This is a genomic window from Nocardioides currus (assembly GCF_003057875.1).
Taxonomy (GTDB): Bacteria; Actinomycetota; Actinomycetes; order Propionibacteriales; family Nocardioidaceae; genus Nocardioides; species Nocardioides currus.
This window is the reverse complement of record NZ_PYXZ01000008.1, coordinates 1-15,846: the sequence shown is the minus strand read 5'-3', so window position 1 is coordinate 15,846 and position 15,846 is coordinate 1. Positions and strand designations below refer to the sequence as shown.

The window sequence follows — 15,846 nt, the reverse complement described above, 5'->3', positions numbered from 1 at the left end:
CAGCTCGCCAACTCTCGGGGGAACACCCATGCCGGTCTCACAGCGCGCGGCTGTCGTCGCGCTCTCACTCGTGCTGGGCGCCGGCGCGACCACGTCGGTCGCCCTCGCCCCCGACGGCCTCGCCTCCGACGGCCTCGCGCCGGTCCCGACCGCCGCCGCGCCCGACGTCTCGGTCGCCGACACCGTGGCGCACATGCAGGACCTCCAGGACATCGCCACCGCCAACGGCGGCAACCGTGCCGCGGGCTCGCCCGGGTACGCCGCCTCGGTGGCCTACGTCAAGCAGACCCTCGAGGCCGCCGGCTACGTCGTGACGCTGCAGGACGTGACCATCTCGGGCGTGGTCTCCCAGAACGTCGTCGCCGACCTGCCCGGCGGCGACGCCGAGCACGTGGTCATGGCCGGCGGCCACCTCGACAGCGTGACCAACGGGCCCGGCATCAACGACAACGGCAGCGGCAGCGCGGCGCTGATGGAGCTGGCCGTGGCGCTGGCCGAGTCGCCGCAACGACCCGCCAACCACGTCCGGTTCGCCTGGTGGACCGGCGAGGAGCTGGGGTTGCGGGGCTCGACGGCCTACGTCAACAGCCTCAGCCCGTCCGAGGTGGGGCGCATCGACTCCTACCTCAACTTCGACATGGTGGCCTCGCCCAACTACGGCGTCTTCGTCTACGACGACAACCCGATCGGCGACCCGATCCGCGACTCCGTGACCGACTACTTCGAGTCCCAGGACACGCACTGGGAGTACATCGACGTGCAGGGGCGCTCCGACCATCAGAGCTTCATCCGCAAGGGCATCGCGACCAGCGGCCTCTTCGCCGGCGCCAACGGATCCGTGGCGGCCCCGAACGACCAGATCAAGACCGCGGCCCAGGCGCAGCAGTGGGGTGGCACCGCCGGGCAGCCGTTCGACGCCTGCTACCACCAGTCCTGCGACACCATCGGCAACATCGACACGGAGGGCCTCGGGATCCACCTCGACGCCATGGCGCACATGGTCTGGGAGCAGGCCGAGGCCGGCGAGACCCCGACCCCCACGCCGACGAGCACGCCGACCAGCACCCCGACCACCACGCCGACGGGGACGCCCACCTCGTCACCGACCACCCCCTCGCCGACCACACCGGTCCCGACCCCGACGGGCACGCCCACCCCGACGGCCGTCGGCAACCTGCTCCGCAACCCCGGCTTCGAGCGCGGGAGCCGTGCCTGGCGCTCGGGCAAGCCCGTCGTCGTCCGTGGCGGCGCCCACCGCGGCCGTCGCCACGCGATGCTCGACACGCGGGCGGGCCACCGGCGGATGAGCCAGCGGATCACCGTCCCCAGGAGCAGGCAGGTCGAGGTCTCGTTCTGGGCCCGGGTCGACGGACGCCGTGGCGCCCGGCTGCGGGTCTTCGTCGTCGGAGCCGACGGCCCGCACGTCGTGAAGACCCTGAGGAGCGGCCCGTCGGGGGTGCGCTGGAGGCAGCACTCGGTGGACCTCGGCGACGACCTGACCGTCGGCAACGCACGACTGTGGTTCGCGGTGGTGGGACGTGTCGCCGACGCCTCCTTCCACGTCGACGACGTCGAGGTCGAGGCGCGCTGAGGCCTTGCACCATGACAGCAGTGCTGTCATGGTGGGGCGGTGGTCCTGGGAGGGACCTTTCTCCTCGGGAGGCTGCCGGGGTCGCACATGGATCGGGTGATCGACCCCTATGTCCACCTCCCTGCCCCCGCTCGGCCGCCGCCACTTCCTCGGCTACGTCCTCGGCGGCTCGACGCTGATCGCCGCTGCCGATCTCGGCCTCGCCGACGCGCCGTCCGCCTTCGCTGAGACGTCCGCACGGGTGCCGACCCCACCGCAGATCCCCGAGCTCTACGACCTCAACGACCTGCTCGCCGACGCCGCCCGGCCGACGGCCAACCTGATCACGATCGTCATCCGCGAGGACGGTACGGCGACGTTCGCCCTCCCGCGGATGGAGGTCGGGCAGGGGATCACCACCTCGACCGCGATGCTGATCGCCGAGGAGCTCGACCTGCCGCTCGACAAGGTCGAGGTGACCCTCGCGCCGGCGCGTCCGGAGCTGCTGTTCAACCAGCTCACCGGTGGTTCGAACACCACCATCTCGACGTACACCCCGATCCGGGTGGCCGCCGCCGTCGCCCGCCTCGCGCTGCTCGAGGCCGCCGCCGCGTTCCTCGGGGACACGGTCGACGCCCTGGTGGCCAAGGGCGGCGTGATCACCGCCCCCAGCGGCTCGTCGGTGACCTACGGCGAGCTCGCCGGCAAGGCCGCGAGCCCCGCCACACGCCAGGTGGAGGTGCAGCTCAAGGGCGAGGAGTCCTTCACCGTCATCGGGCAGCCGACCAACCGGGTCGACGCGATCGACGCGGTGACGGGCCGCAAGGAGTTCACCACCGACCTGCAGGTGAAGGGTGCGCTGCCGACGATGGTGTGCCGGGCGCCCACGCTCAACGGCACGCCCAGGCGGGTCCGCAACCTCGCCGAGGTGAAGCGGATGCCCGGCGTCACGCACGTCGTGCAGGTGAGCACCGGGGTGGCCGTGCGGGCCGCGACCTTCGGCCAGTGCATCGACGCCGTCCGGGCACTCGACGTGGAGTGGAAGGACGGTCCGGTCGCGAAGGAGAACGACGCGTCCATCCTGCGCCGGCTCCGTGCCGCCCAGCTACCGATGCCCGCCCTGCCCGACACCCCGCTCGCCCGGACGATCACGGGTGACTTCACGTTCTACTTCCGCAGCAACTCCGCGATGGACACCAACAGTGCCGTCGCCGACGTGCGCAAGGACCGCGCGACCATCTGGGCGGGCCTCAAGTCGCCGGTCGTCGCGCAGCAGCGGATCGCCGAGAAGCTGGGGATGCGGCCCGACCAGGTCACCGTCAACGTCGTCACCGCGGGCGGGTCCTTCGGGCGACGGCTGTTCTTCGACGGCGCGCTCGAGGCGGCCGAGATCTCGAAGAAGATGGGCAAGCCGGTCAAGCTGATGTGGCACCGGGCCGACGACGCCCGGGTCGGTCGTGGCCACCCGATGGGCACCTGCCGGGTGCAGGCGACCGTGGTCGGCCAGGAGGTGCTCGCGTTCAACCAGTCGCTGACCTGCGTGGAGACCGACTTCCGGCACGGCCTCGGCGAGATCATCACCGCGCAGGCCGCCGACCTCCCGGCCGGTCTCGGCAACCTCGGCTTCGCCGAGACGATCTTCGCGCTCACGCAGGAGGTGCCCTACGACTTCGGGGCGGTCGTGCAGACGCTGGTCGAGACCGATGACCGGTTCAACACCGGCTCGATGCGCAACATCTACTCACCCGACGTGCGGGTGGCCAGCGAGCTCGTCGTCGACCAGATCGCGGCGACCATGGGGCTCGACCCGCTCGCGTTCAGGCGCAGGTTCCAGCGCAACCCGCGCCTGCTCGCCGTGCTCGACAAGGTCGCCGAGGTCGGGCAGTGGGGCAAGGCGATGCCGGCCGGCACCGCCCAGGGCATCGCGATCCACAAGGAGTACAAGGGCGTCTCGGCCTGCCTGGTCGAGATCGACTGCCGGCCCGCCACCGTGGGCCGCACGATCCGCGAGGCGGTCACCGGGCCACGGGTCACGCGCGTGACGTACGCCGTCGACGTCGGCCTCGCCATCAACCCGCGCGGCCTCGAGGCCCAGATGCAGGGCGGCATCAACGACGGGATCGCGCTGGCGCTGACCTCGAGCCTGCACCTGCGCGACGGCCACTTCCTCGAGGCCAGCTGGGACAACTACTTCTACACGCGGCAGTGGAACACCCCACCGCAGGTGGACGTGATCGTGATGCCGTCGACGGAGAAGCTCCCCGGCGGCGCCGGCGAGGCCGGAGTGGCCGCGACCTTCGCCGCCGTGGCGTGCGCCTACGCCCGGGCGACCGGCACCGTCCCGACGTACTTCCCGATCAACCACAAGGAGCTCTCCTTCAAGCCCAAGCCCGTCGTCCCCCCGATCCCGCAGTCGCCGACCAACGGCCTCGCGCAGACCTCCTGAGGAGAGCCCCGTGCCGAAGCAGAAGTTCATCCTGAACGGCAAGTCCGTCACCGTCGACGTCGCCGACGACGTCCGTCTCCTGTGGGTCCTGCGCGACCGCCTCGGCGTCACCGGCCCGAAGTACGGCTGCGGCATCAACGTGTGCAAGGCGTGCACGTCCCACATCAACGGCAAGGCGTTCAACCCGTGCGCCGTCCCGGTGGGGCGGCTCGCGCCCGACGACGAGGTCACCACGATCGAGGGCCTGCCCGAGGAGGTGGCGCCGGCACAGCGTGGCGCCAACGGGCTGCACCCCATGCAGGAGGCCTGGCTCGACCGGGACGTCGCGCAGTGCGGCTACTGCCAGCCGGGGCAGATCATGGCCGCGGTCGCCCTCGTGAAGAGGGTCCGCCGGGAGGGCCGCGAGATCACCGACGCCGACCTCGACACGATCCGCAACATCTGTCGCTGCGGCACCTACGCGCGCATCCGAGAGGCCGTCGTGGACGGGGCCGGGCGGATGTGATCCGCTGGCCCGTAGACTGCTGCCCGTGCCCTGCCCCTCCCCGCAACGCAAGGGTGGCGACGGTCGTCTCACCACGGCCATCGACCCCCACGACCAGGGCCCCCAGGACGCCTGCGGCGTCTTCGGTGTGTGGGCCCCCGGCGAGGACGTCGCCAAGCTGACGTACTTCGGCCTCTACGCCCTCCAGCACCGCGGTCAGGAGTCGGCCGGCATCGCGGTCAGCAACGGCCGCCAGATCCTCGTCTACAAGGACATGGGCCTCGTCTCCCAGGTCTTCGACGAGTCGACGCTCGAGTCGCTGAAGGGCCACCTCGCGGTCGGCCACGCGCGCTACTCCACGACCGGCGCCAGCACCTGGCACAACGCGCAGCCGACCTTCCACCCCACGGCCACCGGCTCGATCGCGCTGGCCCACAACGGCAACCTGATCAACACCGCCGACCTCGCCCAGATGGTGATCGACGACGAGGCCGACGGGCACCTCGACCTCCAGATGCGGATGCCGCCGACGAGCACCAACGACACGTCGGTCGTCACCCAGCTGCTCGCGCACCACCCCGGCCAGACCGTCGAGGAGCGCGCCCGCGACCTGCTGCCGCAGATCAGGGGCGCGTTCTCGTTCATCTGGATGGACGAGCACACGTTGTACGCCGCTCGCGACCCCCAGGGCATCCGACCGCTCGTCCTGGGCCGCCTGGAGCGCGGCTGGGTGGTCGCGTCGGAGACGGCCGCCCTCGACATCGTCGGCGCGTCCTTCATCCGCGAGGTCGAGCCCGGCGAGCTGATCGCGGTCGACGAGGAGGGCCTGCGCACGCAGCGCTTCGCGGAGGCTGCCCCCAAGCACTGCCTGTTCGAGTTCGTCTACCTCGCCCGCCCCGACACGGTGATCACCGACCAGCGGGTCCACAGCGTCCGCGTCGAGATCGGGCGGCGGCTGGCCAAGGCCTTCCCGGCCGACGCCGACCTGGTCATCCCGGTCCCCGAGTCCGGCACCCCGAGCGCGATCGGCTACGCCGAGGCGTCCGGCATCCCCTACGGCATGGGGCTGGTGAAGAACTCCTACGTCGGGCGCACCTTCATCCAGCCGAGCCAGACGATCCGCCAGCTCGGGATCCGGCTCAAGCTCAACCCGCTGCGCGACGTGATCGAGGGCAAGCGCCTCGTGGTCGTCGACGACTCCATCGTGCGCGGCAACACCCAGCGCTCGCTGGTGCGGATGCTGCGCGAGGCCGGCGCGGCCGAGGTGCACGTGCGCATCTCCTCGCCGCCGGTGAAGTGGCCCTGCTTCTACGGCATCGACTTCGCCACCCGCGCCGAGCTGATCGCCAACGGCCTGACCAACGACGAGATCTGCCGCTCGATCGACGCCGACTCGCTGGGCTACATCGACCTCGACGACCTGATCGAGGCGACGTCGGTGCCCAAGCCCGACCTGTGTCGTGCCTGCTTCGACGGCATCTACCCGATCGAGCTGCCCGAGGCCGACCGCCTGGGCAAGCACCTGCTCGAGACGCCGGTGCACGCGACGGCCCTGCCGGTCCTCAACAACCCCTGAGTGGAGATCCACGTGAACGAGTCCGTCAACGCGTACGCCGCCGCGGGTGTCGACATCGAGGCGGCCGACCGGGCGATCGACCTGATGAAGGCTTCGATCGAGAAGGCGCGCCGTCCGGAGATGATCGGCGGGCTCGGCGGGTTCGCCGGCCTCTTCGACGCCAGCGCGCTGACGTCCTACACCCGCCCGCTGCTGGCCACTTCCACCGACGGCGTCGGCACCAAGGTCGCCATCGCGCAGCAGATGGACGTCCACGACACGATCGGCTTCGACCTCGTCGGGATGGTCGTCGACGACCTGGTGGTGTGCGGCGCCGAACCGCTGTTCATGACCGACTACATCGCCACCGGCCGCGTCGTCCCGGAGCGCATCGCCGCCATCGTCCAGGGCATCGCGGAGGCGTGCGTCGCCGCCGGCTGCGCCCTCGTCGGCGGGGAGACGGCCGAGCACCCCGGCCTGCTGGCGCCCGACGAGTACGACGTCGCAGGAGCGGCCACCGGCGTCGTCGAGGCCGACCACCTGCTCGGCCCCGGCCGCGTTCGCCCCGGTGACGTGGTCCTCGCCATGGGCTCGAGCGGGCTGCACTCCAACGGCTACTCGCTGGTGCGCCACGTGCTGCTGAACACCGCGGGCTGGGCGCTGGACCGCGACGTCGACGTCCTCGGCCGCACCCTGGGCGAGGAGCTCCTCGAGCCGACCCGCATCTACACCAAGGCCTGCCTCGAGCTCGCCGGTGCCGGTGGGGTGCACGCGATGTCGCACGTGACCGGGGGCGGCCTGGCCGCCAACCTGGAGCGCGTCATGCCCGTCGAGCTGGGCGCGCGCATCGACCGGGGAAGCTGGACGCTGCCGCCGGTCTTCTCGCTGGTCGCCGAGGTCGGCGGGGTGTCCCGCTCCGATCTCGAGGCGACCCTCAACTGCGGTGTCGGGATGGTCGCGCTGATGCAGCCCGACGCGGTCGACTCCGCGATCTCCTCGCTGGCCGAGCACGGCATCCCCGCGTGGGTCGCCGGCGACGTCGTCGCGGGCGGCGAGGGTCAGGTCACGCTCACCGGCGAGCACGCCTGAGGCGATTCACCCGCCTCGTCGGCGTTTCACCGGGCCCCGGCGTGCGGGAACACCCAGGTAGCAGGTAGCGTTGTCCTCACGAGAAATCTTATGGATAGTCCGGGAGCCTTGGTGCCCCGGCCGATTTGCGAGGGGGCTGACCCTATGGGGCGCGGCCGAGCTAAAGCCAAGCAGACGAAGGTCGCTCGCGACCTGAAGTACCGCACTCACGAGACGGACTTCGGGGCGCTGGCCAATGAGCTGCACGGTGACAGTGGCACCAAGGACGAGCAGGTAGACCCTGAGGTCCTCGAGAAGTGGTCCGACGTCATCGAACCCTCGCGGGACTGACCTCGCACCTCGACGCCTGAGCGTCGACCGGACGGAGCGACTGCGCGCCCCCTCCGGCCGACGCCTCTGCCGTCAGGACAGCCACACCCCGCGGAGTCGACCCACGTCGCGGATCCGCCGCTCGGCCAGCCGGTCGGCAGCGATCGCGGGGGCCACGCCGTCGGCCTTGGCGAGCTCGAAGACGGAGCGGGTGGTCTCGAAGATGCCGCTCGCCCGCTGCTCGGCGCGCTCGAAGGAGAAGCCCTCGAGCTCGTCGGCGACCTGGATCAGGCCGCCGGAGTTGACGCAGTAGTCGGGGGCGTACAGGATCCCGCGGTCCTCGAGCTGCTTCTCGACGCCCGGGTGCGCGAGCTGGTTGTTGGCCGCGCCGCAGACGATCCGGGCGCTGAGCACCTCGACGACCTCGTCGGTCAGGGCGCCGCCGAGGGCGCACGGCGCGTAGACGTCGAGCGGCGAGGCGACGAGCGCCTCGGTGTCGGCCACGGCCTGCACCGGGGGGAACTCCTCGCGCACGGAGTCGATCGAGGGCTGGTGCACGTCGGTGACGACGACGCTGGCGCCGTCCTCGATGAGGTGGCGCACGAGGTGGCGTCCGACCTTGCCGATGCCGGCCACGCCGACGGTGCGACCGGCGAGGGTGGGTTCGCCCCAGACCTGCTCCGCCGCGGCGCGCATGCCCTGGAACACGCCGAAGGCGGTGAGCACCGAGCTGTCGCCGGCGCCGCCGTGGGCGACGGTGCGCCCGGTGACGAAGGAGCACTCCCGGGCGATGTGGTCCATGTCGACGGAGAACGTGCCGACGTCGCACGCGGTGTAGTAGCGACCGTTGAGCGACTGCACGAACCGGCCGTAGGCCCGCAGCAGCGCCTCGGTCTTGAGGGTGCCCGGGTCGCCGATGATGACGGCCTTGCCGCCTCCGAGGTCGAGGCCGGCGAGGGCGGCCTTGTAGGACATCCCGCGCGAGAGGTTCAGGACGTCCTCGATCGCGGCGTCCGTGGACGCGTAGGGATAGAACCGGGTGCCGCCGAGGGCGGGGCCGAGCGCGGTCGAGTGGATCGCGATGATCGCCTGGAGGCCGGTGGCCGGGTCGTTGGCGAAGACCACCTGCTCGTGCTCGTGCGCGAGCTCGAATACGTCTACAGACATGGGTGCTTGTCCTTGTGTGGGGATGGATCGGCCGCGGGGTGTGCGACCTCAAAGACGCTCACAGGGGTGGAGTGGGCATCCTCACAACCAGACTAGACGCGCCCCGCCTCGCGTTGCACGACGACGTCGCCGTGCGTGCCGTAGCCGACCAGCGGTCCCGTGGCCGGCGCCCCGTTGAAGGTGACCATCAGCCACCCGCGCTCGGTGTCCACCAGTGTGGGCCAGGGCAGGTTCGTGGGGTACGCCGCCTCGAGCTCGCCGACCTCGGTCATCGCCAGGTCGAAGACCGGGTAGCGCATCCGCTGTCCTCGCCGCCCGTCGCGGCCGTCGCTGGCGAGCACGCGCCACTCGTCGCCGATCCGCAGGACCGTGGTGCCCTCGGTCGCCTTCCGGTCGGTTGCCGCCCCGCGCAGCACCAGCTCGTCCAGGGTCGGGCCGCTGGCCAGGGCGGGATGGAACCGGAAGAACTTCCGTGCGCTGGCGAAGCCGACGAGCCACTCGTCACCCGTGTGCACGAGGTGCGGGTCCCAGGTGCCGACCGAGGTGAAGCCGTCGGTCGGCAGACGGAGCTCGACCGTGTCGAGGACGTGGGTGCCGCTGAGGACGTCGGTGGCCGTGCGGGCCAGGGTCGCGCGCACCGTCCGGTCCGGGTCGTCCTGCCGGAAGTCTCCCCACGTGCTGGTCGCGACCAGCCACGCGTCGCCGTCGCGGACGACGTGGGTCGCGTGGTCGCCGTACACCCCCGGTCGGTCGGGACGCCGGAAGAACAGGTCGCTGCGGTGCTCGAGCGCCAGCGTCTCGGGGTCGAGCGACCAGACCGAGGTGTGGGCGGTGTCGAAGAAGCCGGGTCCGGCCGACGTCGCACTGAGCAGGAGCGCCGAGCCGTCGCGCAGGGGGGTCCCGTCGCGTTCGGTGACCAGCCGGATGTCGCGCAGCCCCAGCTGGCCGAACGGCCCCGCGTGGGCCCGGGCGCCGTGCGTTTCGACGCGCAGGGCCGCGAGGGCGTCCGGGTCGCGGCTGTCGAGGTCGTCGCGCAGGTCGTGGCGACCCCGCGCGACCCAGCGCCCCTCCTCCTCGGTCAGCGCGGTCAGGTGCGTGCCGGTCAGCGTCAGCGCGACGCGGGAGGGCGCGGTCGCCACCCGGCCGTGGCGTCGGCTCCTCGGCTCCCGGCTCCTCTCGCCGCCGGTGATCGACAGGGTGACCACGTCGTCCACCAGTCGCATGCCGAGGCGCAGGCCGCCGAGGTGGAAGGCCGCGGCGGCCTCGTCGCCCGGCTCGACCACGATCGCGGCGTACGGCGCAGCGACCTCCACCGGCACCGGCCGGCCGACCTCGACCTCGACCTCCGCGCCCGGCCTGATGAGGTCGATCGGGCGCAGTCGACGGACGACCTCGAAGCGGGGGAGCACCCGCAGAGTGTCGCAGCAGGGCAGGATGGGGTCGTGCTGAAGGCCTGTGTCAACGGTGCCCGTCGGATGGGCGAGCATCCGGCGCTGCCGGTCGGAGCGGTCGACGTCGCCCGTGACGTCCTGGCCGTCGTCGCGGCCGGGGCGGACGCCGTGCACCTCCACGTCAAGGACGAGCGCGGCGACGACACCCTCGACGGGCCGACGCTCGACACGGTGCTCACCGCCGTACGACGCTCGGCTCCCGGCGTGCCGATCGGCGTCACCACGGGCGCATGGGCCCTGCCGGATCCCGATCTGCGGGTCGCGGCCGTCCGCTCCTGGGGCGGACTGACGGCGCGCCCGGACTTCGCGTCGGTCAACTGGCACGAGGAGGGCGCCGACCGGGTGGCGGCCGCGCTGCTGGAGATCGGGGTCGGCGTCGAGGCCGGCCTGTGGCACGCCGACGGGGTGCGGGCCTGGCTGGCCTCGCCGTACCGCGACCGGTGCCTGCGCGTGCTGGTGGAGCTGCCCGGAGGCCTGGGCGCGGTCGCCGCCGAGGACGAGGCCGCGCGCCTCCTCGAGATGATCGGCACCCACGGTGACGTGCTGCTGCACGGCGAGGACGAGAGCGCGTGGCCGGCCCTGCGGATGGCCGGTCGTCTCGGCCTGTCGACGAGGATCGGGCTCGAGGACGTGCTCGTCCTCCCCGACGGGCGTCCGGCCGCCGACAACGCCGAGCTGGTGCGCACCGCCCGGCGATTGTTGGAGAAAGCCTGAAAGTACGCGCGATCGCGGTCACCATGGTCACTGTGATCGAGGCGATGTCAGGGTGAGGCTGCCGCACGTCCTGGGGGTCGTCGGGGGAGCGGCGCTGATGTGCGCGACGGCCGTGGCCGCGCAGCAGGCCGCGCAGCGCGACCAGGTGCTGAGCTCCTACGAGATCGTGCCCGAGCCGACGGCGCAGGTCGCCCAGCCCCCGACGGTCGAGGAGGTCCGGCAGCGACCCTCGCGCGACGCGCACGCCGCCGCCGTCGACCCGCGCTGGGCTCGACGCACCGCGACGGCCGCCGGCATCCCGCTGCCGGCCCTCACGGCGTACGCCCGGGCCAGCATGCTGGCGCCCGAGGGCTGTCGCATCGGCTGGACGACGCTGGCCGGCATCGGCTGGGTGGAGTCGCAGCACGGCACCATCGGCGACCGGACGCTGGGGCGGGACGGGCACTCGTCGCGGCCCATCCTCGGGCCCGCCCTCGACGGCCGGGACTTCGCCGCCGTGCCCTCCACGCCCGAGTCGGCCACCTGGCACGGCGACGCCAAATGGGACCACGCAGTGGGGCCGATGCAGTTCATCCCGTCCACCTGGCACACGTGGCGGGCCGACGGCGACGGTGACGGGGTCGCCGACCCCAACGACATCGACGACGCCGCCAGGGCGGCCGCGGGCTACCTGTGCCGCTCGGGCGACCTGATGAGCGGCGACACGTGGTCACGCGCGATCTTCAGCTACAACCACTCGGCCGACTACGTGCTGAACGTCTACTCGGCGGCCGACACCTACGCCGGCCGCACGAGCTGACGTCCGTCCTCAGTTCAGGGCCATCCGCGGCTCGCCGTTGACCAGCCCGGTCCCGGCGATGCCACAGGTGCCCGACCGCGGGGTGCCGCCGTTCCACGCCTGCCGGACGCAGGAGCGGGTCGCGAGCTGCGCCCAGTAGTTCGGGTGCAGGCTCTCCTGGATGTAGTACGGGCTGCCGCTGCCGCAGCACGTCGAGACCGTGCGGATCTGGTTGACCCACTCGGTCTGGTCGACCGCGCCGGGCGAGGTCCAGTTCGCGATGCCGCGCTCCTCGTAGAGGCCCACGGAGTTCTCGCAGAGCCGACGGCCGTTGAACGCCGAGGCTAGGTTGAGGGTGCGGACGCCGGCGACGCCGGAGTCGGCGGCGGCCCCACCGACCGCACTGTTGATCAGCGGCAGCGCGGTCCCGTTGGCCCAGTCGGCGTCGCGGTTCCAGAAGCCGCACCCACCCGTGCTCTGGCGCCCGAAGCCGGACTCGCCGTAGCGGAAGCCGGAGCCGTTCGGGATCGGCGAGGGGTAGTTCTGCACGAGCAGGGTCCACGAGCCGTCGGCGTGGCCGGCGTTGCGCATGGCGGTCCTGATGTTCTGGTACGCCGCCGCGATGGCCGCCCGCTTGGCCGCGACGTTCGCCGCGGTGAAGTTGCTGGCGACCGACGAGTCGTCGTTGCAGTAGTTCTTGGCCCAGGTCGGCGAGGTCAGCCAGTTGGTGACGCAGGTCTGGACGATCGAGGCGAAGTTGAAGTCGTTGCCGCCGATGGAGACCGTCACCATCTTCACGTTGTGGGTGGCGGCGAAGTTCTGGAGCATCAGCGCCTGGCCCTGCTGGGCGCCGTTGCTGTAGAAGTCGAGGCCGGGCTTGAAGTTGCCGGAGGAGTCGGTGAAGGTCGCGACGCGGGCGCCGGAGCAGGCGAGGTTCAGGCCGTTGACGCCGCTGCCGATGTAGGCCTCGGCCGACTTGCTGCGGTGGCACCGGTTGATCGTCTCGCCGGTGCCGGCGGCGTTGTCGAAGTAGGCCGAGCCGCCGAGGGCGTCGGCCCGGCTGGACGAGGCGTTGGAGCTGCCGGCCCAGCGGCCGGCCTCCCCGCTGATGTAGGAGTCGCCGACGGTGACGACCCACGGGGTGCCGACGCCGGGCCCGTCGGCGCGGGCCGGGGCGGAGGTGGCGGTGACGGCCAGCGTCGAGGCGAGCAGCGTGAGCGCGCTCAGGACGAGGGCGCGGGGGCGTGCGAGGTTCATCGGTCTCCGATCGACAGGGCGGCAAGGAACGTGCCGGCCCATCACCGACGGATGCGAACGTAGTGGCGCTCGTCACACCCTGTCCAGACCCTCGGGGTGTCGAAATGGACGAAGCGCCCGATCGGGACGCGATCGGGCGCTTGTCGCTTGCGTGTGGCCAGGGGCGGGGTCGAACCGCCGACCTACCGATTTTCAGTCGGTCGCTCGTACCAACTGAGCTACCTGGCCAAGCGCGTGGAATGTTACATGAGCGCCACCCGCGTCGCGGAATCAGGAGGCGTCGACGGGCAGCTCGATCCAGAACGCCGATCCGGTGCCGGCGGTGGACTCGGCGCCGATGGTCCCTCCGTCGCGTTCGGCGATGGAGCGCGAGAGCGACAGGCCGAGGCCGGTGCCCTTGACCGTGTCGCGTGCGAACCGGACGAAGGGGTCGAAGACGCGGGCCAGCTGCTCCGGCGTCATCCCCGGGCCGTCGTCGCGGACGATCACGCGGAGCCTGGCGTCGCCGGACTCGCCGCGCAGCGACTCCGCCGTGACGATGACCTTCCCGCCCTCCACGTTGTGGACGATGGCGTTGCCGATCAGGTTGGCCAGCACCTGGCGCAGGCCCGCTGGGTGCGCCATCACGCTCGACCCGGGATCGACCAGGTTCTCGAGCGTGACGTCCGCGGTGCGAGCAGCAGTGCGGTGCCAGTGCAGCACGTCGGCCACGGCCGCCTGCACGTCGAGCTGCTCACGGGGACCGGTGTCGCCCACCGCCCGACCGGCACTGAGCAGGTCCTCGAGGACCGCCATCAGCTGCTCGCAGGCGCGCAGGATGACCCGCCCGTCCCGGCCGACGGCCTCGGCGAAGGGATCGGAGGCGAGCTCGTCGGCCTCGTCGACCATCATCTCGGTGTAGCCGATGATCGCGGTCAGCGGCGTGCGCAGCTCGTGGCCGATGGAGGCGAGGAAGTGCTGCTGCGCCTCCCGTGCGTGCGCCCCGACCGCCACCGACTCGGCGAGCGAACGACGCGCCTGCTCGAGGGCGATGCGCGAGGTGAGCGACGCGCTGAGCAGCCGGAAGTCGGCCACGTCGGAATCGGGCCACGGGCCCACGGCGGGGCCGCCGATCGCCATGCTGCCGTACATCACGCCGTCCGAGAGCTGGGCGCCGACCACCATGCTGCGGATCCCGCAGGCGGACATCTCGCGGTGGTCCTGCGCCGCCTCGGGGGGCAGCAGGTCGATGTCGGAGATGACCAGCGGTCCGTTGCGGGCGCGCGGGGAGACCCACGGCATCGTGAGCGCGGCCTCCGGTCCGGCGCCCGGGGGTGGGAGCACGTTGCAGACGGTGCCGGGTTGGAGCCACTCGGTCACCCAGGCCCGCTGGCCGAGGTGGACCCACCCGGTCTCGTCCTCGGGCGCGAAGGTCGTCAGGGCAGCCGTGACGGCCTCGACGCGCGGCAGGGTGAGCAGGTGGGCGGCCGTCAGCTCGTAGGCCCGGTCGAGGGAGGTGGTCGTGTCGAGGACCGTCGTCGCCAACCGGGTCGCCTCCGGGGAAGCGGGCGCGCCCAGCGGCACGTCTTGGAGTCCGGCGAAGTCGGTCATCGATCGATGTCATCCAGGGGAGAGACAATGATGCGGGCGGGCGCGGGGAGGATTCCTCGGCTCTCGTCAATTGTGACGGATGCGGCGAGCGTGAGCTCGTGCCGCCCCGCCCATGTCGCCAGGTCGCGCATCAGCCCGAGCCCGAGGGTGCGTCCCGGACAGGCATGGGCGCCGGCCCCGAAGGGGAGCCACGCCCCTGGCCGCACGTCGTCCCGCGCCCACCGGTCGGGGCAGAAGGACGTCAGGTCGTCGGGTTCGTCGGGCGCGAGCGACGCGAGGCGCCCCAGCAGCAGCGGGCTGACGAGCACCACCTCGCCGGCGCCCACCTGCTCGCCGGCGAGCTCGACCGCGGTCGTCGTGATGCGCGCGGTCGCCCACGTCGGCGGTGCGACCCGCAATGCCTCCCACGCCGCGTGGTCGGGGTCGACGTCGCTGTCGGGGTGAGCGGCCAGGAAGATGAGGAGCCAGGCGCCGGCGGCGATCGGCACCTGCACGCCCGCGGCGAGGAGGGTGGCCACGATCTGGGGGGTGTCCTCGATGCCGAGCGCCGGGAGCACGTCGCCCAGTCGTGCGTCGAGGGCGAGGCGCGCGCGGCGCTCGCCCCGGCGTGCTCGACTCCATCGTCCGGGACTGCGGCGGCTCGCGATCACGGGCGCGAGCGCGTCGATCCAGGCGAGGACGAGGTCGGCGACCTCGTTGCGGGAGTCGGCGTCCAGCGATCCGAGCACCGCGGAACAGGTGGCCCGGGCGACCGGCCGCCGCAGCAGCACCATCGCGTCGATCTCGGCCGCGCCCGCGGAGAAGCCGGAGCCGGACAGCGCGTCACCCAGCTCCGCGAGGAAGAGCCAGCGCCCGCGCTCCACCTGCTCGGGGGAGAGCGGTGGGTAGATGTAGTGGCCGGTGCGGGTGTCGGCCGTGCTCCCCGACATGTCGGAGCCGCGGCTGACGTTGTTGGGGAAGTCGAAGCTGGCGGCGTCCATCAGGACCCGCTTGGCCGTCTCGAGGCTGGTGGCCATCCACGGCCCGTCGGGACCGAGGCGGCTCAGTCCACCCGCTCGCGGCAGGTGAAGGACAGTGCCGAGGCGACCGGTGGTCACCTCGGCACTCTCGACTCGCGCGACAGGACAGGGGAGCGCGTCGCGTCCAGGGTCCGTCAGTGCTCAGCCCGCCGCTCGCCAGGAGTAGAAGGCGGAGGTCTGCTCGGTCAGGCGCTTGGCAGCTCGGCGCTGCGCGATGCGGGCCATCATCGGACGACCCCGGCACGCCAGGAGTAGAAGGCGGAGGTCTGCTCGGTGAGGCGCTTGGCAGCACGTCGCTGCGCGATGCGGGCCATCATCGGACGACCCCGGCACGCCAGGAGTAGAAGGCGGAGGTCTGCTCGGCGGTGCGCTTGGCGGCTCGGCGCTGCGCGATGCGGGCCATCATCGGACGACCCC

The 15,846-nt window shown here is 72.0% G+C and carries 13 protein-coding genes and 1 tRNA gene; 8 read left to right on the top strand and 6 right to left on the bottom strand.

Annotation, left to right across the window (positions count from 1 at the left end):
* The first annotated feature begins 28 nt into the window (after positions 1 to 28).
* From C7S10_RS22600 to C7S10_RS16755, 6 genes are all read left to right on the top strand, one after another.
* Positions 29 to 1,591, top strand: a complete 1,563-nt coding sequence (locus C7S10_RS22600) for a M28 family peptidase (protein WP_108345605.1) — start codon at positions 29 to 31, stop codon at positions 1,589 to 1,591.
* A gap of 109 nt (positions 1,592 to 1,700) precedes the next feature.
* Positions 1,701 to 4,016, top strand: coding sequence for a molybdopterin cofactor-binding domain-containing protein (locus C7S10_RS16775; RefSeq protein ID WP_108345604.1), 2,316 nt, complete (start codon positions 1,701 to 1,703; stop codon positions 4,014 to 4,016).
* Between the two features lie 10 nt (positions 4,017 to 4,026).
* The gene (locus tag C7S10_RS16770; RefSeq protein ID WP_108345603.1) at positions 4,027 to 4,521 is read left to right on the top strand and encodes a (2Fe-2S)-binding protein; all 495 of its coding nucleotides are present in this window, start codon (positions 4,027 to 4,029) and stop codon (positions 4,519 to 4,521) included.
* A gap of 25 nt (positions 4,522 to 4,546) precedes the next feature.
* On the top strand, positions 4,547 to 6,076 hold the full coding sequence (gene purF / locus C7S10_RS16765; protein ID WP_108345602.1) for an amidophosphoribosyltransferase: 1,530 nt from the start codon (positions 4,547 to 4,549) through the stop codon (positions 6,074 to 6,076).
* A gap of 12 nt (positions 6,077 to 6,088) precedes the next feature.
* Positions 6,089 to 7,144, top strand: a complete 1,056-nt coding sequence (purM, locus tag C7S10_RS16760) for a phosphoribosylformylglycinamidine cyclo-ligase (protein ID WP_108345753.1) — start codon at positions 6,089 to 6,091, stop codon at positions 7,142 to 7,144.
* A 144-nt stretch (positions 7,145 to 7,288) separates the two neighbouring features.
* Positions 7,289 to 7,474 (top strand): DUF3073 domain-containing protein, encoded by a 186-nt coding sequence (locus C7S10_RS16755; RefSeq protein WP_108345752.1) that lies wholly within the window; start codon positions 7,289 to 7,291, stop codon positions 7,472 to 7,474.
* Between the two features lie 72 nt (positions 7,475 to 7,546).
* Here the strand turns inward: C7S10_RS16755 and C7S10_RS16750 are convergent, their stop codons facing one another.
* On the bottom strand, positions 7,547 to 8,620 hold the full coding sequence (locus C7S10_RS16750; protein WP_108345601.1) for a Glu/Leu/Phe/Val family dehydrogenase: 1,074 nt from the start codon (positions 8,618 to 8,620) through the stop codon (positions 7,547 to 7,549).
* Positions 8,621 to 8,712: 92 nt separating this feature from the next.
* Positions 8,713 to 10,029 (bottom strand): hypothetical protein, encoded by a 1,317-nt coding sequence (locus C7S10_RS16745; protein ID WP_108345600.1) that lies wholly within the window; start codon positions 10,027 to 10,029, stop codon positions 8,713 to 8,715.
* A 33-nt stretch (positions 10,030 to 10,062) separates the two neighbouring features.
* On the opposite strand from C7S10_RS16745, the gene C7S10_RS16740 reads away from it, so the two are divergent.
* Positions 10,063 to 10,785 carry a 3-keto-5-aminohexanoate cleavage protein gene (locus tag C7S10_RS16740; protein ID WP_243395440.1) on the top strand — a complete coding sequence of 241 codons (723 nt, stop codon included), beginning with the start codon at positions 10,063 to 10,065 and terminating at the stop codon, positions 10,783 to 10,785.
* A 52-nt stretch (positions 10,786 to 10,837) separates the two neighbouring features.
* Positions 10,838 to 11,584 carry a lytic transglycosylase domain-containing protein gene (locus tag C7S10_RS16735; protein ID WP_243395439.1) on the top strand — a complete coding sequence of 249 codons (747 nt, stop codon included), beginning with the start codon at positions 10,838 to 10,840 and terminating at the stop codon, positions 11,582 to 11,584.
* Positions 11,585 to 11,593: 9 nt separating this feature from the next.
* On the opposite strand, the gene C7S10_RS23030 is transcribed toward C7S10_RS16735, so the two are convergent.
* The 4 genes from C7S10_RS23030 to C7S10_RS16715 form a co-directional block, all read right to left on the bottom strand.
* Positions 11,594 to 12,820, bottom strand: coding sequence for an SGNH/GDSL hydrolase family protein (locus C7S10_RS23030; protein ID WP_108345599.1), 1,227 nt, complete (start codon positions 12,818 to 12,820; stop codon positions 11,594 to 11,596).
* 154 nt (positions 12,821 to 12,974) lie between these two features.
* A tRNA-Phe gene (locus tag C7S10_RS16725) sits at positions 12,975 to 13,048 on the bottom strand.
* A gap of 42 nt (positions 13,049 to 13,090) precedes the next feature.
* Positions 13,091 to 14,410: a sensor histidine kinase gene (locus C7S10_RS16720; RefSeq protein ID WP_108345598.1), complete on the bottom strand. Its 1,320-nt coding sequence runs from the start codon at positions 14,408 to 14,410 to the stop codon at positions 13,091 to 13,093.
* Positions 14,407 to 15,426 carry a cytochrome P450 gene (locus C7S10_RS16715; protein WP_108345597.1) on the bottom strand — a complete coding sequence of 340 codons (1,020 nt, stop codon included), beginning with the start codon at positions 15,424 to 15,426 and terminating at the stop codon, positions 14,407 to 14,409. The genes C7S10_RS16720 and C7S10_RS16715 overlap by 4 nt, the downstream gene beginning before the upstream one ends.
* Positions 15,427 to 15,846 lie beyond the last annotated feature (420 nt).